The organism is Actinokineospora sp. NPDC004072, assembly GCF_053604195.1.
Genome location: NZ_JBSGHB010000006.1, coordinates 36,439 through 56,283 on the forward strand (window position 1 = coordinate 36,439; position 19,845 = coordinate 56,283).

At 72.8% G+C, this 19,845-nt stretch carries 22 protein-coding genes; 10 read left to right on the forward strand and 12 right to left on the reverse strand.

The window, feature by feature from the left end:
• Positions 1 to 103 precede the first annotated feature (103 nt).
• From ACWEPX_RS10865 to ACWEPX_RS10875, 3 genes are all read right to left on the reverse strand, one after another.
• A complete protein-coding gene (locus ACWEPX_RS10865) occupies positions 104 to 661 on the reverse strand; it encodes a hypothetical protein (RefSeq protein WP_451896919.1) in 558 nt (185 codons plus the stop codon).
• Between the two features lie 61 nt (positions 662 to 722).
• Positions 723 to 2,030: a lytic polysaccharide monooxygenase gene (locus ACWEPX_RS10870; protein ID WP_451896920.1), complete on the reverse strand. Its 1,308-nt coding sequence runs from the start codon at positions 2,028 to 2,030 to the stop codon at positions 723 to 725.
• Between the two features lie 212 nt (positions 2,031 to 2,242).
• The gene (locus ACWEPX_RS10875; RefSeq protein WP_451896921.1) at positions 2,243 to 3,841 is read right to left on the reverse strand and encodes a cellulase family glycosylhydrolase; all 1,599 of its coding nucleotides are present in this window, start codon (positions 3,839 to 3,841) and stop codon (positions 2,243 to 2,245) included.
• Positions 3,842 to 4,311: 470 nt separating this feature from the next.
• On the opposite strand from ACWEPX_RS10875, the gene ACWEPX_RS10880 reads away from it, so the two are divergent.
• From ACWEPX_RS10880 to ACWEPX_RS10890, 3 genes are all read left to right on the forward strand, one after another.
• Complete coding sequence (locus ACWEPX_RS10880; RefSeq protein WP_451896922.1) at positions 4,312 to 4,917, forward strand: TetR/AcrR family transcriptional regulator; 606 nt, start codon at positions 4,312 to 4,314, stop codon at positions 4,915 to 4,917.
• A 204-nt stretch (positions 4,918 to 5,121) separates the two neighbouring features.
• A complete protein-coding gene (locus ACWEPX_RS10885) occupies positions 5,122 to 5,586 on the forward strand; it encodes an ATP-binding protein (protein WP_451896923.1) in 465 nt (154 codons plus the stop codon).
• Positions 5,583 to 6,374 (forward strand): SigB/SigF/SigG family RNA polymerase sigma factor, encoded by a 792-nt coding sequence (locus tag ACWEPX_RS10890; protein WP_451896924.1) that lies wholly within the window; start codon positions 5,583 to 5,585, stop codon positions 6,372 to 6,374. Before ACWEPX_RS10885 ends, ACWEPX_RS10890 begins: the two co-directional genes overlap by 4 nt.
• Positions 6,375 to 6,797: 423 nt before the next feature.
• On the opposite strand, the gene ACWEPX_RS10895 is transcribed toward ACWEPX_RS10890, so the two are convergent.
• Positions 6,798 to 7,157 carry an STAS domain-containing protein gene (locus tag ACWEPX_RS10895; RefSeq protein ID WP_451896925.1) on the reverse strand — a complete coding sequence of 120 codons (360 nt, stop codon included), beginning with the start codon at positions 7,155 to 7,157 and terminating at the stop codon, positions 6,798 to 6,800.
• 130 nt (positions 7,158 to 7,287) lie between these two features.
• Between ACWEPX_RS10895 and ACWEPX_RS10900 the strand changes: the two genes are divergently transcribed.
• The gene (locus ACWEPX_RS10900) at positions 7,288 to 7,776 is read left to right on the forward strand and encodes a DUF6328 family protein (RefSeq protein ID WP_451896926.1); all 489 of its coding nucleotides are present in this window, start codon (positions 7,288 to 7,290) and stop codon (positions 7,774 to 7,776) included.
• Positions 7,777 to 7,779: 3 nt separating this feature from the next.
• Positions 7,780 to 8,670, forward strand: a complete 891-nt coding sequence (locus ACWEPX_RS10905; RefSeq protein ID WP_451896927.1) for a universal stress protein — start codon at positions 7,780 to 7,782, stop codon at positions 8,668 to 8,670.
• Here ACWEPX_RS10905 and ACWEPX_RS10910 read toward each other — a convergent pair.
• Entirely contained in the window at positions 8,667 to 9,269 is a 603-nt protein-coding gene (locus ACWEPX_RS10910; RefSeq protein WP_451896928.1) for a flavodoxin family protein, read from the reverse strand. The genes ACWEPX_RS10905 and ACWEPX_RS10910 overlap by 4 nt on opposite strands.
• Positions 9,270 to 9,282: 13 nt before the next feature.
• The gene (locus ACWEPX_RS10915; RefSeq protein WP_451896929.1) at positions 9,283 to 9,696 is read right to left on the reverse strand and encodes a CBS domain-containing protein; all 414 of its coding nucleotides are present in this window, start codon (positions 9,694 to 9,696) and stop codon (positions 9,283 to 9,285) included.
• Between the two features lie 83 nt (positions 9,697 to 9,779).
• Between ACWEPX_RS10915 and ACWEPX_RS10920 the strand changes: the two genes are divergently transcribed.
• On the forward strand, positions 9,780 to 10,526 hold the full coding sequence (locus tag ACWEPX_RS10920) for a ZIP family metal transporter (RefSeq protein ID WP_451896930.1): 747 nt from the start codon (positions 9,780 to 9,782) through the stop codon (positions 10,524 to 10,526).
• On the opposite strand, the gene ACWEPX_RS10925 is transcribed toward ACWEPX_RS10920, so the two are convergent.
• The 3 genes from ACWEPX_RS10925 to ACWEPX_RS10935 are packed head-to-tail and all read right to left on the reverse strand — an operon-like array spanning position 10,523 to position 13,011.
• Positions 10,523 to 10,795, reverse strand: a complete 273-nt coding sequence (locus ACWEPX_RS10925) for a DUF3618 domain-containing protein (protein ID WP_451896931.1) — start codon at positions 10,793 to 10,795, stop codon at positions 10,523 to 10,525. The two genes, ACWEPX_RS10920 and ACWEPX_RS10925, sit on opposite strands and share 4 nt — an antisense overlap.
• On the reverse strand, positions 10,792 to 11,178 hold the full coding sequence (locus ACWEPX_RS10930) for a phage holin family protein (protein WP_451896932.1): 387 nt from the start codon (positions 11,176 to 11,178) through the stop codon (positions 10,792 to 10,794). Before ACWEPX_RS10930 ends, ACWEPX_RS10925 begins: the two co-directional genes overlap by 4 nt.
• Positions 11,179 to 11,187: 9 nt before the next feature.
• Entirely contained in the window at positions 11,188 to 13,011 is a 1,824-nt protein-coding gene (locus ACWEPX_RS10935) for a transketolase (RefSeq protein ID WP_451896933.1), read from the reverse strand.
• Between the two features lie 120 nt (positions 13,012 to 13,131).
• Between ACWEPX_RS10935 and surE the strand changes: the two genes are divergently transcribed.
• Entirely contained in the window at positions 13,132 to 13,908 is a 777-nt protein-coding gene (gene surE / locus ACWEPX_RS10940; RefSeq protein ID WP_451896934.1) for a 5'/3'-nucleotidase SurE, read from the forward strand.
• Between the two features lie 10 nt (positions 13,909 to 13,918).
• Positions 13,919 to 15,118 carry an AGE family epimerase/isomerase gene (locus ACWEPX_RS10945; RefSeq protein WP_451896935.1) on the forward strand — a complete coding sequence of 400 codons (1,200 nt, stop codon included), beginning with the start codon at positions 13,919 to 13,921 and terminating at the stop codon, positions 15,116 to 15,118.
• Here ACWEPX_RS10945 and ACWEPX_RS10950 read toward each other — a convergent pair.
• Complete coding sequence (locus ACWEPX_RS10950) at positions 15,109 to 15,537, reverse strand: PaaI family thioesterase (protein ID WP_451896936.1); 429 nt, start codon at positions 15,535 to 15,537, stop codon at positions 15,109 to 15,111. The genes ACWEPX_RS10945 and ACWEPX_RS10950 overlap by 10 nt on opposite strands.
• A gap of 70 nt (positions 15,538 to 15,607) precedes the next feature.
• Here ACWEPX_RS10950 and ACWEPX_RS10955 point away from each other — a divergent pair, with 70 nt between their 5' ends.
• On the forward strand, positions 15,608 to 16,126 hold the full coding sequence (locus tag ACWEPX_RS10955; RefSeq protein WP_451896937.1) for a TetR/AcrR family transcriptional regulator: 519 nt from the start codon (positions 15,608 to 15,610) through the stop codon (positions 16,124 to 16,126).
• Positions 16,127 to 16,165: 39 nt separating this feature from the next.
• On the forward strand, positions 16,166 to 16,915 hold the full coding sequence (locus tag ACWEPX_RS10960; protein WP_451896938.1) for a GntR family transcriptional regulator: 750 nt from the start codon (positions 16,166 to 16,168) through the stop codon (positions 16,913 to 16,915).
• A 353-nt stretch (positions 16,916 to 17,268) separates the two neighbouring features.
• On the opposite strand, the gene ACWEPX_RS10965 is transcribed toward ACWEPX_RS10960, so the two are convergent.
• Both ACWEPX_RS10965 and ACWEPX_RS10970 read right to left on the reverse strand, forming a co-directional pair.
• Entirely contained in the window at positions 17,269 to 18,132 is an 864-nt protein-coding gene (locus ACWEPX_RS10965) for a hypothetical protein (RefSeq protein ID WP_451896939.1), read from the reverse strand.
• A gap of 58 nt (positions 18,133 to 18,190) precedes the next feature.
• Positions 18,191 to 19,843, reverse strand: coding sequence for a choice-of-anchor B family protein (locus tag ACWEPX_RS10970; RefSeq protein ID WP_451896940.1), 1,653 nt, complete (start codon positions 19,841 to 19,843; stop codon positions 18,191 to 18,193).
• Positions 19,844 to 19,845 lie beyond the last annotated feature (2 nt).

Consider the following 19,845-nt stretch of genomic DNA (forward strand, 5'->3'; position numbering starts at 1 on the left):
GGGGTGCGCCGAATGCCGGAAAGGCGGGACCGCCCGCCGTGTAAGAGCGCTCCCAGTCTCTCGGCGGGCGGTCCCGGTCAGGGGCGGCCGGAACGGCCGGTTCCTACTCGTGGTGGTCGACGGCGGCGTACACGCAGCCGGGCACGTCGGCGGGCACGGTGCCCGACGCGGGCAACTCCCCCGGCTCGCACATCAGGTACCGCAGCCCCAGCCGCTCGACGCCCAAGGGGCCCGCGGTCACCGCGAAACCGTTGCCGAAGGCCCAGTCCGGGTTGCTGCGCTCCTCACCGGCCCGCAGCGCCGCGGCCCAGTCCTGCTGGAACTGAGCCTGCGCGCCCGGGGCGAAGACGACCAACCCGATCTTGGCGTACGGGGCCACCGCGCACGTCGCCCACGACCCGACATACGCGGCGTACCAGGGGAAGCGCGTCGGGCCGAGGTACTCCCGCAACTGCTGCTCGGTGGCGGATTCGGCGTCGTCGCACTCGTCGGTCGCGCTCTGCACCCAGTCGATGAGCGCCTCCAGCTCGCCGACCGGCTGGCTGAGCGCGGCCGACCCGCTCGACCCGGCCGGGATCAGCATCCGGTCGGCGTGGTGGCCCGGGCTGCAGGCGGCCAGCGCCGCGGTCACCGCCGCGACGGCGGCCAGGCGCACCAGCATCGGCACTCCCTCGCGCTCGCGGGAGCGGGGCGGGCCCGCGCCGGACCCGCCCCGCCGCCCATCAGGAAACGGTGCACGCCGTGCCGTTGAGGGCGAACCCGCTCGGCGCCGCCCCCGGCTGGCCGGTGCCGTTGAATCCGAACTCGACGGTCGCGTTCGGCGCGATCGACCCGTTCCAGGACACGTTGCGCGCGGTCACCGCGGTGCCGGACTGGCTCACCGTCGCGTTCCACGCCTGGGTGACCTGCTGGCCGCCGGGGTAGGACCAGGTCAGCGCCCAGCCGTTGACCGCGGCCGTGCCGGTGTTGGTGATCCGCACCGCGCCGGTGAAGCCGCCGTTCCACGAGGTGGCGACGGTGTGGGCGATCCGGCAGGTGGAGCCGCCCGGCCCGTCGCCGGAGGCCGTGGTGAACCGCCCGACGGGCGAGGCCGCCGACCGGTTGCCCGCGGCGTCCTTGGCCACGACGTAGACGGCGTACTCGGTGCTCGCGGTGAGCCCGGTCAGCGCGGTGGAGTTGGTCGCCGTCGAGGTCAGCAGGGTGTCGTTGGCCCCGTTCTCCCGGTACACCTCGTACCCGGCGACGCCGGTGTTGTCGGTCGACGCCGACCAGCTCAGCTGCGCCGACGAGGCGGTCACCCCGCTGGCCGCGGGCGTGCCCGGCGTGGACGGCGCGGTGGTGTCATCGCCACCGGTGCCGCCGTTGAAGACCACGTCCGAGCAGTTGTAGAACGCCTCCGGGCTGTCCGAGCGCTGCCAGATCGAGTAGATGATGTGCCTGCCGGACTTGTTGGGCAGGGTCACCGGCCAGGTGTACTCCGCGCCCTCCGGCCCGCTGCCGTTGATCGGCGGGTTCGTCACCTCGTTGAACGGCACCGGCTCCAGGTCCGACCACTTCAGCGGCTGCGAGGGGTCCCAGCCGTTGCGGGTGACGTACTGCGACCAGGTGCCCGGGTGCGGCGCCCAGGCGTTGTAGCGGAAGGTCACCCGGGCGTTGGCCTGCAGGGTCGTGGTGGGCCACGCGGGGTGCGCGATGTTGAAGCCGTCGTACTTGGCGGTCGGCCCGCACAGGTCGCCGTCGGCGATGATCTCGCGGTGCCTGCCGCCCGCCAGGCTGATCAGGTTGCCGAACCAGTCCCACAGCGGCTGCTTGCCGCTGATCGCCACCGCGGCCTTGCACGCCTCGTTCTGCGGGTTCAGGTCGCCGCCGCCCCCGCCTGCCCGGCCGTCGACGTAGCAGGCGTAGGTCCGGGTGGCCGGGAAGGTCATCCCTCCGTGGGCCTGCGCCGTGGTCGTGGGGATCAGGATTCCCCCCGCCGCCAGCGCGCCGACCAAGCCCGCGAGCAACGCGCCGTTGCGTCGTGTTCGCACGGGTATCTCCTTTGGTGGTCTGGGAGCACCTCGGGACTGAGAGCGCTCCCAGAACTAGGGGAGCATCCGCGTCCCGATCTCGTCAAGGGTTGACCTGGTGGCAGGCCAGGCCGAACATCTTTCGAGCAGCACGCAGCGGCCGCACCGCATGCGGCACGGCCGCCGGGCTCCCCGGTCAGGTGTCGGTTGCTGTTGTGAACCCAGGGTCCGCGTCAGGTGACCGAGCAGGTCGTCCCGTTGAGCGCGAACGCGGTCGGCGCGCTGTTGGCGCCGGACCAGCTTCCGATGAAGCCGAAGGCCGCCGACCCGTTGGGCGCGATCGTGCCGTTCCACCCGGCGTCGGCGGCGGTGACCTGCGCGCCGGACTGGGTGTGCCCGGCGTTCCACATCTGCGAGATCCGCTGCCCGTCGCCGAACGACCAGCGCAGCGACCAGCCCGCCACCGGGGACGCGCCGGTGTTGCGGATCGTGACGTCGCCTTGGAAGCCGCCCTGCCACTGGTTGACCACCTTGTAGGTCACCGCGCAGCCGCCTCCGCCGCCAGTCGTCGTGACGGTCACCGGGGCCGACCGGGGCGAGCGGTTGCCCGCGGCGTCGAAGGCGTAGACGGCGAAGGAGTAGGTGGTCGACGCCGCGAGGCCGGAGATGGTGGCGGAAGCGGTGGTCGACGTCCCGGCCGGGGACTCGCTCCCGTCCGCGATGCGCACGACTTCGTACCTGGTCACGCCGACGTCATCGGTCGCGGCCTGCCAGGCGAGGCGGACGCTGGAGCTGGTGGCGTCGGATGCGGTGGGCGCGCCGGGGGCGGTCGGCGGGGTGGTGTCGGCGGAGCCGCCGTAGATCGCGGCCTCGCGGGAGGTGGCCCTGATCCCGTCCACGCCGTTGACCGCGCGCTGCCCCCAGGGGGTGAGCTGGGCGGGGTTGAAGGCGGTCACCATGTCCAGGTACTCCACCCCGCCGCCGTTGCCGCTCCACGACCAGGCCAGGTAGCCGAGCCGCAACCGCTGGGCGGTGGCGAAGATGGCGTCCTCGTCGGGGTTGCCGTCGGAGTGGTCGTGCCCGAACTCCCCTACCAGGATCGGCAGTCCCGCGGAGACGAAGGCGTTGAGGTAGGCCGAGATCTCCGCGACGGTGTCGAACACGCCGTACATGTGGATGGAGAACATCGTGTTGCCGGTGGGGTCGGCGGCGTACACCTGCGCGGCGTTGTCCCGCATGGTGAAGGACCAGTCCTGGCCCCAGTTGGGCGCGTCGACCATGATGACGTGGTCGTACCCGCCCGCGCGGAGCCGCTGGATGGCCTGGCTGCTGTGCGCTGTCCAGTTCTGGTAGCCCGTGTTGCCGAAGGGTTCGTTGCCGACGTTGAGGATGACGTAGTCCTCCTGGCCCGCGAGCGCGGCTTTGATGTCGGCGCTGAGCCAGTAGTCGGTGGCTTGAGCGAGTGAGGAGGCGCCGCTCTGCTCGCCGTATCCGGTGGTGTCGTGGACTTCTAGGACGCAGATGAGCTTGTTGGCCTTGCAGAGCGAGATGACGTTGGAGACGTCGGCACCGCTGTTGCGCGTCCATCGCACGCCGTTGGAGAGGACAACGCGGACGGTGTTGGCACCGGTTGCCTTGATGTTGGCGAAGGAGCTGGTTTCGCCTGGGTACCAGGTGTGGGCGTGGTTGACGCCGCGCATGACGAACTCGGTGCCGCTGCTTTCGTAGAGCCTGCCGTCGTGTACGTGCAGGCCGGTGGCGGCTGTTGCTGGGATGGCGGTGAGCAGGGGGAGGAGGAGTGTGAGCGCTCCCAGTGCGATGGGTGATCTCATGGTGCAGACCTCTCGGGTGGTCCTGGGGGATCGCGCACGCTGGTGAGTCCACAGTGGAGTGGAGCGGCTGGTGTCGGACGCACGGGCGTGCTGTCCGCCTGTTCGCGAAGCCGCTCTCACGCCGGGGGGCGTGTCTTCGTTGAGAGGGAGGACGGGGATCACTTAACCAATCGAGGGGTGGAGCGTCAAGGGTGGGCCGGTGAGGTGGTCCCGCGGCTTGGCGGGCGGGTCCGATGGGGTGAACTCGCATTCGCGGGGACCCCTAAGCGAAACGCCGCTTGGGCGTGAAAGCGGTGAAGGCGGGCGAAGCCCGTTCACGCCCCCGCAAGTTTAGCGGCGTTTCGCTCCCCGCGAATGCGAGTCCACCCCATCGGACAGGCTTGGTGGGGCGCGTTCCTGTTGGGCGGGTGGGCGCGTTGCCTTTCCCATGTCGGAATCTTCGTCTGTGGACCGGTCAGTACAATCGGGTGATGGGCAACCTTCCTCGGACTGAGCGTGGGCGGCGGACGCGCGAGCGGTTGGTTAGTGCGGCGGCGGAGTTGTTTCGGGTGCAAGGGGTGCGGGCTACTGGGGTTGAGGAGGTGTTGGAGCGGGCTGGGTGTGGGAAGAGTCAGCTCTACCACTACTTCGATGGCAAGGCGGATCTTGTTGCTGCCGTGCTTGATCACCAGTTGGATCGGTTGTTGGACAACCAGCGGGAGCATCTTGCGGCGTTGGGGAGTTGGGAGGGGATCGAGCGTTGGTTGCGGGCGTTGGCGTTGGTGTTTGTGCGGCCGACGGGGGTGATGGCGTGTCCGTTGGGGGCGTTGGCTGCGGAGTTGGCTGGGACGGATGAGGATGTGCGGCATGCGCTCGTCGCGGCGTTTGATCGGTGGGGCAGCCATCTCGGCGCGGGGCTGGCGGCGCTACGGGAGCGGGGGGAGTTGGACGGTGGGGTTGATCCGCAGCGGTTGGCGCGGATGACCATCGGGACGATGCAGGGTGGGCTGCTGATGGCGCGGACGTATGCCGATCCGACGGCGCTGGACGACGCCGTGGAGTGCGCGTTGGCGGGGCTTCGGGCGTTCGCCCGTTGAAACTGTACCGAACGGTCCGTACAGTTCTTGGCATGATCGAGTCGCGCTGCCCCGTGTTCGCGTTGCAGGTCTGCTCGTGCGGGGAGGGCCGGCAGCGGAATCGCGACATGGCCTGCTCGGTCCCACCGGCGCACTCCTGCCGTGAGCGGCTGCCGCCCTGCGCCGACTAGGTGTAAATCCGCGCCCAGCGGGTACATCACCCGCGTGACTGACTGGACGCAGGTGGGCTGGTCGCCGGAGTCGACGGCCGCGGAATCGGATGCAGCGGAGACCATGACGCAGGGCGAACTCGTCGAGCTGCGGGTCGACGCGGCACTGGACAGCCTTCCGCTCGTGCGGACGATGGCGGGCGCGGTCGCCATGCGCGCGGACTACGACATCGATGCCATTGCCGACCTCAAGCTGGTCGCCGACGAGATCTGCACCATGCTCATCCGGCGGGCCGCGGCGGGCGCGCGGCTGTGCGGGCGGTTCTCGCTGCTGCCCCGGTCACTCACGTTCGGCGTGTCGGTCGAGGTCGTCGACACCGCCCCCATCCGGCCGGACACCCTGGGCTGGCGGCTGCTCACCGCGCTGGTCGACTCGATCGCGACCACCGTGCGCACCGACGGCGGGCAGCCGCAACTGGTCATCGAGGTCCTCATGACCAGGAAGAGCGCCGTATTGTGACCCAGCCGCACCTGACCACCCACGCCCGGCGGGAAACAGGTGACTACGCGGACCTGGCGCCACTGTTCGACGAACTGGCGGCCCTGCCGCCCGACGACCCCCGCCGTGCCGACCTCCGCACCCGCCTGGTCACCGGCCACCTCCCCGTCGCCCAGCACATCGCCCAGCGCTTCGCCAACCGCGGCGAGCCCCAGGACGACCTGCTGCAGGTGGCGACCGTGGGGCTGATCAACGCCGTCGACCGCTTCGACCCGTCGCGCGGCACCGACTTCCTGTCCTTCGCCATCCCGACGGTGATGGGCGAGGTCCGCCGCCACTTCCGCGACACCTGCTGGTCCCTGCGCGTCCCCCGCAGGCTCAAGGAACTCCACCTCGCGGTCAGCACCGCCAGCGCCGAACTGGCCCAGACCCTCGGCCGCGCCCCCACCCCCAGCGAGATCGCCGCCCACCTCAAGGAACCGATCGAAGACGTCTACCAGGGCTTGGAGGCGGCAGGCGGCTACCGCTCCCAATCCCTCGACGAAGTCCTCGGCCCCGACGAGGACTCCGCCTCCGTCGGCGACCGAATCGGCTTTGAAGACCGCGCCCTGGCCGAAGTCGACCAGCAGGAAACCCTCCAACCCCTCCTAGCCGAACTCCCCGAACGCGAACGCCGAATCCTCATCCTGCGCTTCTACGGCAACATGACCCAAACCCAGATAGCGGAGAAGGTCGGCCTCTCCCAAATGCACGTCTCCCGCCTCCTGAGCCGAACCCTCCGCCGCCTCCGCGAACGAATCGGCGACTAACCCGCCTCCCGGACGGCCCGCGCGCCTGCCCCCCGGCTCTCCCGCCAGCCGCTCTCCCACCGGCCGCTCCCGCCAGCCGCTCTCCCACCGGCCGCTCAGCTGCCGGCCCCTCAGCTTCCGGCCGCTTAGCTGCACACACGACACCGTCCTTGCGTCGACCACCCAGGCTCCGCCGCCCCGAGGTCGCCCCGCCCATTCCGCGGCAAGCGCATGACCCGCGACGCCTTCCCGTCACCCAAAACGCCGCCAAGGATCATCTCGATCATGACTATGCTGCCCCCACCTGCCGCTTGACCAGGCCGTTTCATCGGTCCTGCAATATTCGCTTGCCCGCTCGAACGCCAGTTCGATAGCGTAATTCTGTGGGGGTAAGCCCCCGGGTGGGCGGGGTCGTGTCTGGGGGTGCTTTCGCGCTGGCGCGGGTTAGGGGTTGGGGGTTTTGGGGGTTAGGGCGGAGGGTTCGTCGTCTACGACGGTGAGGACTCGGTCTAGGCCGGTTAGTTCCAGGGCTCGGCGGGCTACGCAGTCGGGGCCTGCTACGACTACCAGGGAGCGGCCGGTGGTTGCGGTTTCCGAGCCTGCGGTGACCAGGACGGCCAGGCCTGCTGAGCCGAGGAAGCGGAGCTTGCTGAGGTCGGCGACCAGGAGGTGGTCGGTGTCTTCGGCGGCCAACGCCAGGGCGGCGGCCAGCTGGGGGGCGGTGGCCAGGTCGACCTCGCCCTCGGCGGTGACCACCACCGCGGCGTCGTGGTCGGCCCGGCCCAGGGTCAACAGGGTGCTCACCGGTGTGACTCCTTGGTGCCTGCGGCTCGGTCGAGGCCCACTGTAACCGCTTCCAGGGCGGCGCGCGGCACGGTTGAGCGGTACCCGATCGGGGTACGTCGAGCGCATCATCCGAGGTCAGGAGGGCCGGTTGAGCGAGGAATCCGACTCCGCGCGGTTACGGCGGAACCTCAACGAGCTGCTGCAGGAGCTGCGCGTCGCACAGGCGGGTGTGCAGATCCTGTTCGGGTTCCTGCTCGCCGTCACCTTCACCGAGCCGTACCTGCGGGGCACGGACTTCCAGCACGTCGTGCACTTGATCACAGTCGGCTTCACCGTCGTGGCCGTCGCGCTGTTCACCGCGCCCGCCGCGTGGCACCGGGTGCTGTTCCGCAACGGGCAGCGCGACCGCATCCTGCGCAGCTCCAACCGGTTCGCCATCTGGGGCATGGGGTGCCTGGCCTGCGCGGTGTCGGGAACGGTGCTACTTCTGGTGGACGTCATCGTCGGGACGGTCCCCGCCGCGATCGCCGCGGCGGCCGCGTTGGCCGGGTTCGGGGTGCTGTGGTTCGCCCTGCCGCTGCGCCACCGCGACCCGGAGCGGGAGAAGCCCGCCCCGCGCGACATCAGCGAGGAGTGAGCGATGCGAGACCGCGCGGTTGTGGTCGGGTACGACGCCTCCCCCGGGGCCCGCGACGCGATCAGGTGGGCGGCGGCCGAGGCGCGGCGGACCGGGGGGCCGCTGGTCGCGGTGTTCGCCGTCGACCCGAACCCGGTCGCCCCCGCGCTCGCCGGGCCGGTGCCCACCGACGGCATCGATGAGGAGAACCTGCGCGCCGCCGCCGCATCGATCCTGGACGAGCTGACCGCCGTGCTGCGGGAGAAGGCGGGCGACGTGCAGGTCAGCACCCGCATCCCGCTCGGCCCGCCCGCGCCCGGCCTGCTGGCCGTGGCCGACGAGACCGACGCCGAGGTGATCGTCGTCGGCGCGACCGGGCACAACGCGGTGGCCCGCGCGGTGCTCGGCTCGACCACCGACGCCCTGCTCAAGGCCGCCCGCCGACCGGTCGTCGTCGCGCGCGGCGCCGGCGACCCCGACGGCGACGTGCTGGTCGGCATCGCCGACGACGACTCCAGCAACGCCGCGGCCGCCTTCGCCGCGGAGTACGCCTCCCGGCACGGCAAGCGGCTGCGCGCCGTGCACGGCTGGTCCCCCGAGCCCATCCCCGGCTTCGGCGCGGTCGAGCTGTGGGCCGGGGACGCCCAGCGCGGCGAGGGCCTGGCCGACGAGCTGCTCAGCGGACCGCTCGCCCCGATCCTGGAGGCGTACCCGACCGTCCCCATCGAGGTGGAGGCGATCCCCGAACCGCCCGGCCAGGCCCTGATGGAGCGCGCCGCGCACGCCGCGCTCCTGGTGGTGGGCACGCACGGGCGCGGCGCGCTGCGGCGGATGCTGCTCGGCTCGGTCAGCCACCGGGCCGCGCACGTGGCGCCCTGCCCGGTGGCCGTCGTGCACGGCCGCTGCGAGCTCTAGCCCTGCGGCTGGATCGGGTTGCGCCGCAACGCCTCGGCGACGGAGTGGAGGTTGTGGGCCATCGCCTTGGCGGTCTTCTCCGACCAGTCGTGGCGGTGGTCGGTCTCGGTGTAGCTCGGGCCGGGGCCGGGGCCCATGTTCCAGTACGTCCACGACTGGCCGGGCACGGTGTAGCCGATGTCGATGAGCGCGCCGCTGATCTCGCTGATGACGTGGTGCGCGCCGTCCTCGTTGCCGGTCACCACCACGCCCGCGACCCGGTTGTAGGCGACCGGGTTCCCGTCGTCGCCGGTCTCCGACAGCATGGCGTCCATCCGCTCCAGCGCGCGCTGCGCCAGCGACGAGGGCCTGCCCAGCCAGGTGGGCGAGGCGAAGACCAGGATCTCCGCGGCCAGCAGGTCCTCGTGGATGCGCGGCCACTGGTCGCCGTCGCCCGCGTCGGTGACCACCCCCGGCGGCACGTTCAGGTCCGCCAACCGGTGCACCGTGGTGGCGCAGTCCCGCTCGGCCAGCGCCCCGATCACCACATCGGCGAGCACCTGCGTGTTCGACGGCTCCGGTGAGCCCTTCAACGAGCAGTTGAGCACGACCGCGCGCACGGCGAGCTCCCCCTCAGTCCGAGATCTCGGCGAGCAGGGCGCCCACGGTCTCGTGCGGCAGGGCCCTGGCCACGTCGGCCTGGGCGACGACGCCGACCAGCTTGTGCCCGTCGATCACCGGCAGCCTGCGCACCTCGTGGCGGGCCATCGTGCGCAGGATCTCCTCGGCCTCGTCGTCGGCGCCGATGGTGACCGCCTCGCCCTGGGCCAGCTCGCCCACGTGCACCGCCATCGGGTCCTTGCCCTCGGCCAGCACCTTCACCACGATGTCCCGGTCGGTGATCATGCCCTTGAGCTTGCCGTCCTGCCCGCAGATCGGCAGCGCCCCGACGGCGGAGGAGGCCATCTTGGCCGCGGCCTCGCGCACGGTGGACGAGGTCTCCACGCACACCGGGTCGGGGGTCATCAGTTCACGTGCGGTAGTCATCGCATCTCCTTGTCGGCTGGTTCTGCACTTTCCACGCCCGCCCACCCGGCAAACCCCGTCCACATCGGACTACCCTCGGTCGGGTGCCGGAATGGATGGCAGCGGGGCTGTGGGGGCTGGTGGCCGGGTCGACGCTGGTCGTCGGCGCGGCGATCGCGTGGCTGGTCCGGGTGCCCGCCCGGGTGGTCGCGTCGGTGATGGCCTTCGGCGCGGGCGTGCTGATCGCCGCGCTGTCCTTCGAGCTGGTCGACGAGGCCGAGCGCACCGGCGGCCTGCTGCCCACCGCGGGCGGCTTCCTCGGCGGCGCGCTGGCCTACGTGGGGGCGAACGTCGTGCTGGCCCGCCGCGGCGCCCGGCACCGCAAGCGCTCCGGCGGCCAGCAGCCCTCGGAGGAGCAGCAGGCGGGCAGCGGCCTGGCCATCGCCATCGGCGCGCTGCTCGACGGCATCCCCGAGTCGGTGGTGCTCGGGCTGACCCTGCAGACCGGCGGCATCGGCGTCACCGTGCTGGCCGCGGTGGCGATCTCCAACCTGCCCGAGGGCCTCTCCAGCGCCGCGGGCATGAAGGCCGCGGGCCGCGGCGCCGGCTACGTCTTCGGCGTGTGGGGCGGCATCGCGGTGGCGTCCGGGCTGGCGGCGCTGGTGGGCAGCCTGCTGCTGGCCGACGCCTCGCCGCAGGTGATCGCGGTCATCACCGCGGTCGCCGCGGGGGCCATCCTGGCCATGGTCGCCGACACGATGATCCCGGAGGCGTTCGAGCGGGCCCACCTCTACGCGGGCCTGCTGACGACGCTCGGCTTCCTCACCGCGTTCACCATCGACCGGCTCTAGTGCCGCAGCCCGCGGGCCAGCGCGCCGACCGCGCCGAGGCCCAGCGCCGCGCCGACGGCCACCGGGACCGGGTCGCGCCTGACCCACTCGGCCGCCTGCCTGCCCGCCAGCGCCACGCGCCCGCGCAGCTCGTCGGCCTTGGCCGAGGCGCGCCCGCGCACGTCGGCCTTCTCGACCAGCAGGTCCACGGTGTCGGCCAGCTCGGCCCTGGTCCGCTCGATGTCCGCGCGCAGCCCGTCCTCGCGCAGGATCTCCTCCCGCCTGCTCATCGGTGTGCCCTCTCCTTGATCGCGTCGATGTCGCGCCGGGTGCTGGCGATGGCCTGCTCGGGCACCGGCGGGGTGGCCTTCTTGACGTCGCCGATGCCGATGGCGGCCAGGATGCCCGCGACCACCAGCAGCACGGCGCCCACGATCAGCGCGGCGGCCCAGACCGGCAGCACCAGGGCCAGCGCGGCCCCGGCGGCCACCAGCAGCGCGCCGAGGCCGAACCAGGCCAGCACCCCGGCCGCCCCGCCGAGCGCGGCGCCCGCGCCCATGCGCCTGCCCTTCTCCCGCAGCTCGGCCTTGGCCAGCGCCATCTCGTCGCGGACCAGGCGGGAGAGCTGCTCGCCCACCCGGCTGATGAGTTCGGCTGTGGATGGTTCGCTCATACCCGGGGGCTACCCCGTTCCGCCGTTGATCACGCGCGCGGCCGCGGCGATGGCGTCGGCGTCGATGCCCGCGGCGGCCACCAGCTCGGCGGGCTTGCCCGACAGGGGCATGTCCCGCACGGCCAGCGACCGCACGGGGGCCTGGACCCCGGCCTCGGCCAGCGCCGCCAGCACCGCCTCGCCCAGCCCGCCCTGCGGCCAGTGGTCCTCCACGGTCACCAGGCCGCGGGTCTCCCGGGCGGCCGCGACCAGCGCCTCGGCGTCGATCGGCTTGATGGAGTAGCAGTCGAGGACCCGCGCGCTGATGCCCTGCTCCGCGAGCGCGTCCGCGGCGGTGTCGGCCTCCGCCACGGTGATGCCGCAGGCCACGATCGCCACGTCGGAGCCGTCGCGGACGATGCGGCTGCCGCCGACGCGCACGTGCTCGTCGGCGGGCGTGCGCACCTTCGTCGCCCCGCGCAGGGTCCGCAGGTAGGAGATGCCGGGCAGCCCGGCCATCGCGCGCACGAGCTGGCCGGTCTGGTTGGCGTCGGAGGGGTGCAGCACGGTGCTGCCGTGCACGGCGCGGAAGAACGCCAGGTCCTCCAGCGCCATCTGCGACGGCCCGTCCTCGCCGATGGACACCCCCGCGTGCGAGCCGCACAGCCGCAGGTCGGCCCGGGACACCGCGGCCATCCGGATGAAGTCGGCCGCCCTGGTCCAGAACGCGCCGAAGGTCGAGGCGAACGGCTTCCACCCGCGTGCCTGCATGCCCACCGCGGCGGCGAGCATCAGCTGCTCGGCGATGAACATCTCGAAGTAGCGCTCGGGGTGCGCCTCGGCGAACAGGTCGCTGTGCGTGGAGTTGGAGACCTCGCCGTCGAGGGCGACGACCTCGCCGTCGCGCGCGCCCAGCGCGGCCAGGGCCATGCCGTAGGCCTTGCGCGTGGCGACCTCCTCGCCCACCTGCCAGGTCGGCGGGTCCGCGGAGCCCGCGGGGAAGCGGTGCGGCGTGCCGTCGGCGGGCACGGCCACCGAGACGTCGAGGTCGCGCTCGCCGCCCAGCTCGGCGATGGCGGCGCGCGGGTCGTCCAGGGGCTTGCCGTGCTTGCCCGGTTTGTCCTCCACGGCGGCGACGCCGTGCCCCTTCTCGGTGCGCGCGACGACCGCGGCGGGCCGGTCGGCGCCCTCGGCCTCGGTGTAGGCGCGGTCCACCGCGTCGACGTCGTGGCCGTCGACGACGATGGCGTGCCAGCCGAAGGCCCGCAGGCGGGCGGCGTAGCCGTCGACGTCCCAGCCGAGCATGGTCTCCCTGGTCTGGCCGAGCCGGTTGACGTCGATGACCGCCACCAGGTTGTCCAGCCGGGCCCAGCCCGCGTGCTGGATGGCCTCCCACATCGAGCCCTCGGCCATCTCCGAGTCCCCGCACAGCACCCACACCCGGTACGGCAGCCGGTCCAGCCGCTTGCCCGCCAGCGCCAGGCCGACGGCGACGGGCAGCCCCTGCCCGAGCGAGCCGGTGGCCACGTCGGTGGGCGGGATGCGCGGGGTGGGGTGGCCCTCCAGCCTGCTGCCGAAGGTGCGGAAGCCGAGCAGCTCCTCGTCGCTGACCGCGCCTGCGGCCTTGAGCATCGCGTAGTACAGCGGCGATGCGTGGCCCTTGGAGAAGACCAGGTGGTCGTTGGTGGGCTCGTGCGGGCGGTCGTAGCGCAGGCGCAGGTGGCCGTCGAGCAGCACGGCCATCAGCTCGGCCGCGGACATCGATGAGGTGGGGTGGCCGGACCCGGCGGCCGCGGCGGCCCTGATCGAGTCGACGCGCAGCTGGGCGGCCAGCTCGCGGCGGAAGTCGGACATGGAACGGCGCCCCCTTCGGCGAGGTCGGTGGGCATCGGCGTACCCGGGAGCCCACCGGCGAAACCTGTCCACAGTGGACCCCGGGGTTGACGCAGGCCGGTACGGGGTAAGCACCAGGGCATGACGACGGTCGTGATCACCAACGACGACGGCATCGACTCCCCCGGCCTGGCCGCGCTGGCCGGGGCGGCGGTGGCCGCCGGGTACCGGGTCGTGGTCGCCGCGCCGCACTCGGAGTCCAGCGGCACCTCGGCCGGGCTGACCGCCGCGTCCGCCGACCGGCGCGTGCTCACCAAGGAGCACCCCCTCGCCGCCCTGCCGGACGTGCCCGCCTACGCGGTGGAGGCCCACCCCGGCCTGATCTCCCTGGCCGCCTGCAACGGCGCCTTCGGCGTGCAGCCCGACCTGCTGCTCTCCGGCATCAACCGGGGCGCGAACATCGGCCGCGCCGTGCTGCACTCGGGGACGGTCGGGGCCGCCTTGACCGCGAGCATCAACGGCGTGCGCGCGATGGCCGTCTCCATCGACGTCCCGCTGCGGGCGTCGGAGGAGCCGCATTGGTCGACCGCGGCAGGCGTGGTCGGCGGGCTGCTGCAAGACCTGGTCGACAGCCCGCCGTGCACCGTCCTCAACGTCAACGTCCCGGACACCGCGGCGGCGGAGCTGAAGCAGGCCCGGTGGGCGCCGCTCGCGCCGTTCGGCTCGGTGCGCACGCGCGTGCACCGCACCGAGGACGGGACCATCGAGGTGGGCTCGGTGGAGGGCGACGAGCCCCCGGAGCCGGACACCGACGCCGCGCTGCTGGCCGCGGGCCACGTCACCGTCACCGCGCTGCGCTCGGTCGCCGAGGACGAGCACGCCCGGCGCGCGTTGACCGCTGAACCGATCGAGACCTAAGGTCGGGCTGGTGCCGATCACGACCGAATGGCTGGCGGGCCAGCGCCGCGGGCTGGCCGCGTTCGCCGCGGGATCCCGGGTGCCGGGGGGCTTCGCGTGGCTGGACCCGGCGGGCGCGCCCGCACCGGACCAGCCGGTGGCCACCTGGATCACCAGCCGGATGACCCACGTCTTCGGCCTCGCCGACGGCCTCGGCGAGCCCGCCGCGCCGGGCGTGCCCGCCGCCGACCTCATCGACCACGGCATCGCCGCGCTGACCAGCGGGCCGCTGCGCGACACCGAGCACGGCGGCTGGTTCACCAGCACCGCCGACACCGGCAAGGACGGCTACGCCCACGCCTTCGTGGTGCTCGCGGGCGCGGGCGCCGCCGCGGCGGGCAGGCCGGGCGGGGCGGACCTGCTGGCCGACGCGCTGGCGGTGGTCGACCGGTGGTTCTGGGACGAGGAGGCGGGCCTGGCCCGCGAGTCCTGGGACGCCGCGTGGACCGCCACCGAGGACTACCGCGGGGCCAACAGCAACATGCACCTGGTCGAGGCGTACCTAGCCGCTGGCGACGTCACCGGCGACCGGATGCTGCACGAGCGGGCGCTGCGGATCGCCTACCGGATGGTGCACGAGTTCGCCGCCGCCCACGGCTGGCGGCTGCCCGAGCACTACAGCGCCGACTGGTCGGTCGACCTGGAGTACAACCGCGACCGGCCCGACCACCCCTTCCGGCCCTACGGCGGCACCGTGGGCCACTGGCTGGAGTGGGCGCGGCTGCTGCTGCACCTGGAGGCCGCCCTGGGCGAGGCCGCCCCGGGCTGGCTGCTGCCCGACGCCCGCGCGCTGTTCGACTCCGCGGTGCGCCGCGGCTGGGAGACCGACGGCAACCCCGGGTTCGTCTACACGCTGGGCTGGGACGACCGCCCGGTCGTCGACGCCCGCATGCACTGGGTGAGCTGCGAGGCCGTCCTGGCGGCGTGGGCGCTGCACACCCGGACCGGCGAGGCGGCCTACGCCGACTGGTACGAGCGGTTCTGGGCGTACGCGCGCGAGCACCACATCGACACCGAGCTGGGCGGCTGGCAGCACGAGCTGACCCCCGACGGCAAGCCCGCGGCCGGCACGTGGCCGGGCAAACCGGACACCTACCACGCCTACCAGGCGGTGCTGCTGCCCACGCTGCCGCTGGCCCCGGCCCCCGCCGTCGCGGTGCGTCAGCGGTAGATCATGCAGGTCGTCGTGCCGTGCGCGACGAGCCTGCCCGCCGCGTCGGTGACGCGGCCCTCGGCGGTCGCGGTGCTGCGGCCGAGGTGGATGGTGGTGCCGGTGGCGGTGAGCAGGCTGCCGTCGGCCGGGACGGCGCGCACGTAGTTGACCTTCAGCTCCAGCGTGCCGTAGCCGACGCCCGCGGGCAGCCGGGAGTGCACCGCGCAGGCCATCACCGAGTCGAGGAGGGTGGCGCAGATGCCGCCGTGCAGGGTGCCCAGCGGGTTGGCGTAGTCCGGGCGGGTGGGCAGGCTGAACGCGACCTCGCCCTCCTCCAGCCGGTCCACCCGCATGCCGAGGAAGGAGCCGATGTTGGGCGGCGGCTCGGGCATGGCGAACATGGCCCGCAGCGTCTCCAGGCCGGTTGCGCTGGTCAACGGATCACCCCAGGTCACTAGAACGGTCGGTCTACGGCGGTAGCATAGACCGATCGGTCTAGGAGGTGGCATGGGTCCGCGGGACCGCCTGATCGCGAGCACGATCACGCTGATGCGCACCCAGGGCGTCGCCGCGACCGGCGTCGCCGACCTGCTCGCCCACAGCCGCACCGCCCGCGGCTCCCTCTACCAGCACTTCCCCGGCGGCAAGGCGGACCTGGTGGCCGCGGCGACGCGCGCGGCGGGCGACTACGTGCTGCGGATGATCGAGGGCCGCTCCCCCGCCGAGGCGGTGGTCGCGCTGGTCGAGTGGTGGCGGCCCGCGCTGGCCGGGTCCGGGGACGCGGCCAGCTGCCCGATCGCGGCGGCCGCCGTCGCCGACGGGCCCGCCCGCGCCGCGGCCGCCGCGGTGTTCGCTTCGTGGGAAGAAGCGCTGGCGGCGGCGCTGCGGCGGGTCGGGGCGGCAGAATCGCTGGCGGGGTTCGTGGTGGCCGCGCTGGAGGGCGCGGTCCTGCAATCCCGGGCCGCCGGGTCGATCCGGCCGCTGGAGGAGGCCCGCGACAACCTCCTGCGGCTGCTCCCGGCGTGACGCAGGGACGCTCTCGCGGGGCGATCGGGGAGGACGGGGATGGCGGCACGCGCGCTCGACCGGGCGGACGCCCGCCCGCTGTGGCGGCAACTGCAGGACGACCTGCTGCACCGGCTGCGGGTCGGGGAGTTCGCCGACGGCTTCCCCGGTGAGCTGACCCTGGTCGACGACTACGGCGTCAGCAGGCACACCGTTCGCCAAGCCCTGCGGAAGCTGCGCGCGGACGGGATGGTGACCGCCGAGCGCGGCCGCCAGCCGCGGGTCTCCCCCGCGGCCGACATCGTCCAGCCGTTGGGGGTGCTCTACAGCCTGTTCTCGTCGGTCGAGGGCAGCGGCCTGGCGCAGCGCAGCGTGGTGCAGACGATCGGCCTGCGCGCCGACGCCGTGGTCGCCGACCGCCTCGGCCTGGAGGGCTCCACCCCGCTGGTGCACATCGAGCGCATCCGCTACGCGGGCGACGACCCGCTGGCCATCGACCGCGTCTGGCTGCCCGCCGCCCACGCCGCGCCCATCCTCGACGCCGACTTCACCCACACCAGCCTCTACACGGTCCTGGCCGAACGCACCGGCCTGCGCCTCGACCGCGGCGAGGAGACGATCCGCGCCGTCCTCCCCACCCCCGGCGAACGCGCCCGCCTGGGCACCACCCCCGACCAGGCCGCCCTCTCCATCCACCGCCTCGGCTACGCAGGCCCCCACCGCCTCGAATGGCGCCACACCCTCGTCCGCGGCGACCGCTTCGCCCTCACCGCCGAAACCACCGCCAGCTACCGCCTCACCCCCCGCTAGCTCACGGCCCCCGCAACCCCACCCGGTCCACCTCAGTCCACACTGCCGACCGCCCGACCCGGGGGTGCCATCGGCCACGCGCGCGTCCAGGGGGCCGAGCAGGTGGTCGGTGCCCTTGCCCGCACCGCCACGGGGCCTGGCCGCACCGAGCCCGGCCGGGGCAGGCCGCACCGAGCCCGGCCGCACCGAGTCGAGCCGCACCGAGCCAGGCCGGGCCGGGCCGAGCCGGGCCGGGGCGGGGCGGGGCGGGCCGAGCCGGGCCGGGTCGGGGCGGGCCGAGGCGGGCCGGGGCGGGTGAGTGCACCGTCTCGACCGCGGGCAGCCGCTCGTGATGCCGTGGGACTGCCTTGCTCCTACGTCACCATCACCGTCAGCGCTGCCCTGTGGATGGTGCCGCCGCGGTTGAACTCCAGGAACAGGCGGTGCTCGCCGCGCTCGGCGAAGGCGGCGCGGAAGGTCAGTTCGCCGTTGATCAGGGGGGTGCCCGCGGGTTCGACGGGGTGCAGGTGGGTGGCCGAGAGCAGGAGGGTGTGGAAGCCGGTCATGTGGCCGCTCGCCCCCAGGTGCGGGTCCACGCGGTCCACCGGCTGCCCGTCCGCCCCCTGGATCCGCAGCCGCAGCAGGGTCGGCGTGCGGACGGGGATCGGGGTGGGGCCGTCGAGGCGGGTGATGGTGTAGCCGGTGGTCGTGTCCGCGGAAGCCGCTGGGGCGGGGATCGGGGTGAGGGTGGTGTCGCCGGTGATGGTGAAGGGGAGGCCGAGGACGATCGGGTGCAGGGGGTCGGCCGAGTCGAAGGGGATGAACTCGGTGAAGAGGCGGTAGGCGCCGCCGTCGGGGATGTCGATGGCCGTGTGCCAGGTGTCGCCGCGGAGTTCGGGGTGGACGTGGGCGAAGACGGCCATGTCGTCGCGGATGGCGAAGAAGTGGAGCTTCTTGGTCTGGTTCACCTGGAAGTCGGTGACCGCCGCGCCCGTCGGGCCGACGATGCGGAACGCCACCGCCCGCGCGTCCCCCCGCGCGGTGGGCACGGCGACCGGCTCCAGCCGGTAGCCGTTCTCCGCGTCCGACAGCCCGTCGCTGTGGGCGGCGGGGATGCCCTGGGGCATCGAGTGCGCGGACGAGCCGCCCGGGGTCAGCACGATCACCAGCAGCAGGCCCGCGGCCACCACCGCGGCGACCCCGACGGCCACCCATTCGTGCAGGCGCAGGGAGCGCATGGGGGATCTCCTCACGAGCAGGGGGCCGGGAACCCCAGGTCCCCGGCCCCCGACGGGCTCAGAACTGCAGGCTCCAGGCGTTGATGAAGCCGCTGTCGGACCGGTAGACGTCGCGGACGCGCAACTGCCACGTCCCGTTCGCCGCCTCCGCCGAGGCGTCGACGGTGTAGGTGGCGACCACGTTGTCGGCCGAGTCACTGGAGCTGGAGTTCTTCAGCCGGTACGCCGTGCCGTCCGGCGCGACCAAGTCGATCACCAGGTCACCGCGGTAGGTGTGCTTGATGTCCACGCCCACCTGCAGGTCCGCGGGCGCGTTGCCCATCCGCCCGCTCACCGCGATGTCGCTGGTGATCGCGTCCCCGCCGTCCGGGATCGGCACGTCGTCGGTGTTCTCGAACCGGTCGCCCGCGGGCGGCTGCGTGTCGAGGTTGGGCCGCACCACGACGAGCCCCTGCTCGATGCCGTTGATCACCACGACCCCGCTGGCGAAGTACGGGTAGGTGCTCCACGCCCCGTTGAACGAGGCCCCGTCGCCGGACTCGTAGATGTCGAAGTAGCCGACCTCGCCCAGCTGCGCCGAGGCCACTTTGGACACGTCGAGGATGCGCAGACCGGCCCGGTAGTTGGCCTGGTAGGCGTAGTTCCCCTTGATGTAGAGGTTGTGGTCGATGGCCTGCGCAGGCGAGTTGTACGTCCCGGTGTGCTGCGGGTTGTCGAGGTCGACCAGGTCCCAGATGTAGGTCTTGGTCCGCTTGTCGCTGCCGTTCTGCTCGTCGAGCTCGTCGTCGAGCAGGAAGTAGCGCTGGTCCTCGGTCAGCCAGCCCTGGTGGGAGTACTGCGCCGTGCTGTAGCCCTTGCGCGCGATCTGCACGGGGTTGGCCTTGTCCGTCACGTCGACGATCGTGAGCGTGTCCTCATTGGAGTTGAAGCACAGCTCCCGGCCGCGGTAGTCGGCGTCCGGACCGCGGTAGACCACGCACTGGTTGTCGTGGGTGTAGCCGTCCTGGCTGACGCACCCGGCGTACACCGGCGACTTCGGCGTGCGGATGTCGACCATGTGCGGCCCGCCGCTGCAGGTGTTCGACCCGATGGCGTAGGCGTAGCCCGTCTCCTCGTTGATGGCGATGTTGTGCGCCGGGCCGAAGCGGGTGTAGGTGGTGTCCGCCCGGAAGGTCTGCGGGCTGGTCACCGCGCGCAGCCGGGTCAGGTCGAAGACCTGCATGCCGTGCCCGGAGATCATGTCGGCGACGATGAAGGCGTGGTCCTTGTACACCTTCATGTCCCGCCACGTGCTGCTGCCGCCGTTGGAGGGCAGGTTGCCCAGGTAGCGCGGTGACGTCGGGGTGCTGATGTCGACGAACGCCGTGCCGTTGGTGCGGCCGACGATCGCGTACTCCTTGCCCGACTGCGGGTCGGTCCAGCCCCAGATGTCGTTGCCGTTGCCGCCGCCGATGCTCGCCAGCGGCAGGACGCTGAGCAGGTCGACGTTCTTGCACGGGTACTTGTCGGCCCGCCCGTTGACGCACGGCACACCGTCAGCCGTGCCCACCAGCGGCGCGCGCCGGTCGGGCGGTTCGTGGTCGGCCATGAATGCCTGCATGGCCGCTATTCCCTCGGGGGTGTCGGGGTCGTGCGCCGATGCCGGGGTCAGCGACAGCGCCACCGCCCCGGCGGCCAAGACCGCCAGCCCCGTCGTTCGCAGGAGTTGCATTG

Excerpts from the sequence above, each read along its gene's own strand:
- ACWEPX_RS10865 (WP_451896919.1), bottom strand. The coding sequence starts at position 661 with ATGCTGGTGCGCCTGGCCGCCGTCGCGGCGGTGACCGCGGCGCTGGCC.
- ACWEPX_RS10875 (WP_451896921.1), bottom strand. The coding sequence starts at position 3,841 with ATGAGATCACCCATCGCACTGGGAGCGCTCACACTCCTCCTCCCCCTG.
- ACWEPX_RS10880 (WP_451896922.1), top strand. The coding sequence starts at position 4,312 with ATGGGCAACCTTCCTCGGACTGAGCGTGGGCGGCGGACGCGCGAGCGG.
- ACWEPX_RS10905 (WP_451896927.1), top strand. The coding sequence starts at position 7,780 with ATGCGAGACCGCGCGGTTGTGGTCGGGTACGACGCCTCCCCCGGGGCC.
- ACWEPX_RS10915 (WP_451896929.1), bottom strand. The coding sequence starts at position 9,696 with ATGACTACCGCACGTGAACTGATGACCCCCGACCCGGTGTGCGTGGAG.
- ACWEPX_RS10925 (WP_451896931.1), bottom strand. The coding sequence starts at position 10,795 with ATGAGCAGGCGGGAGGAGATCCTGCGCGAGGACGGGCTGCGCGCGGAC.
- ACWEPX_RS10930 (WP_451896932.1), bottom strand. The coding sequence starts at position 11,178 with ATGAGCGAACCATCCACAGCCGAACTCATCAGCCGGGTGGGCGAGCAG.
- ACWEPX_RS10935 (WP_451896933.1), bottom strand. The coding sequence starts at position 13,011 with ATGTCCGACTTCCGCCGCGAGCTGGCCGCCCAGCTGCGCGTCGACTCG.
- surE (WP_451896934.1), top strand. The coding sequence starts at position 13,132 with ATGACGACGGTCGTGATCACCAACGACGACGGCATCGACTCCCCCGGC.
- ACWEPX_RS10955 (WP_451896937.1), top strand. The coding sequence starts at position 15,608 with ATGGGTCCGCGGGACCGCCTGATCGCGAGCACGATCACGCTGATGCGC.
- ACWEPX_RS10960 (WP_451896938.1), top strand. The coding sequence starts at position 16,166 with ATGGCGGCACGCGCGCTCGACCGGGCGGACGCCCGCCCGCTGTGGCGG.
- ACWEPX_RS10965 (WP_451896939.1), bottom strand. The coding sequence starts at position 18,132 with ATGCGCTCCCTGCGCCTGCACGAATGGGTGGCCGTCGGGGTCGCCGCG.
- ACWEPX_RS10970 (WP_451896940.1), bottom strand. The coding sequence starts at position 19,843 with ATGCAACTCCTGCGAACGACGGGGCTGGCGGTCTTGGCCGCCGGGGCG.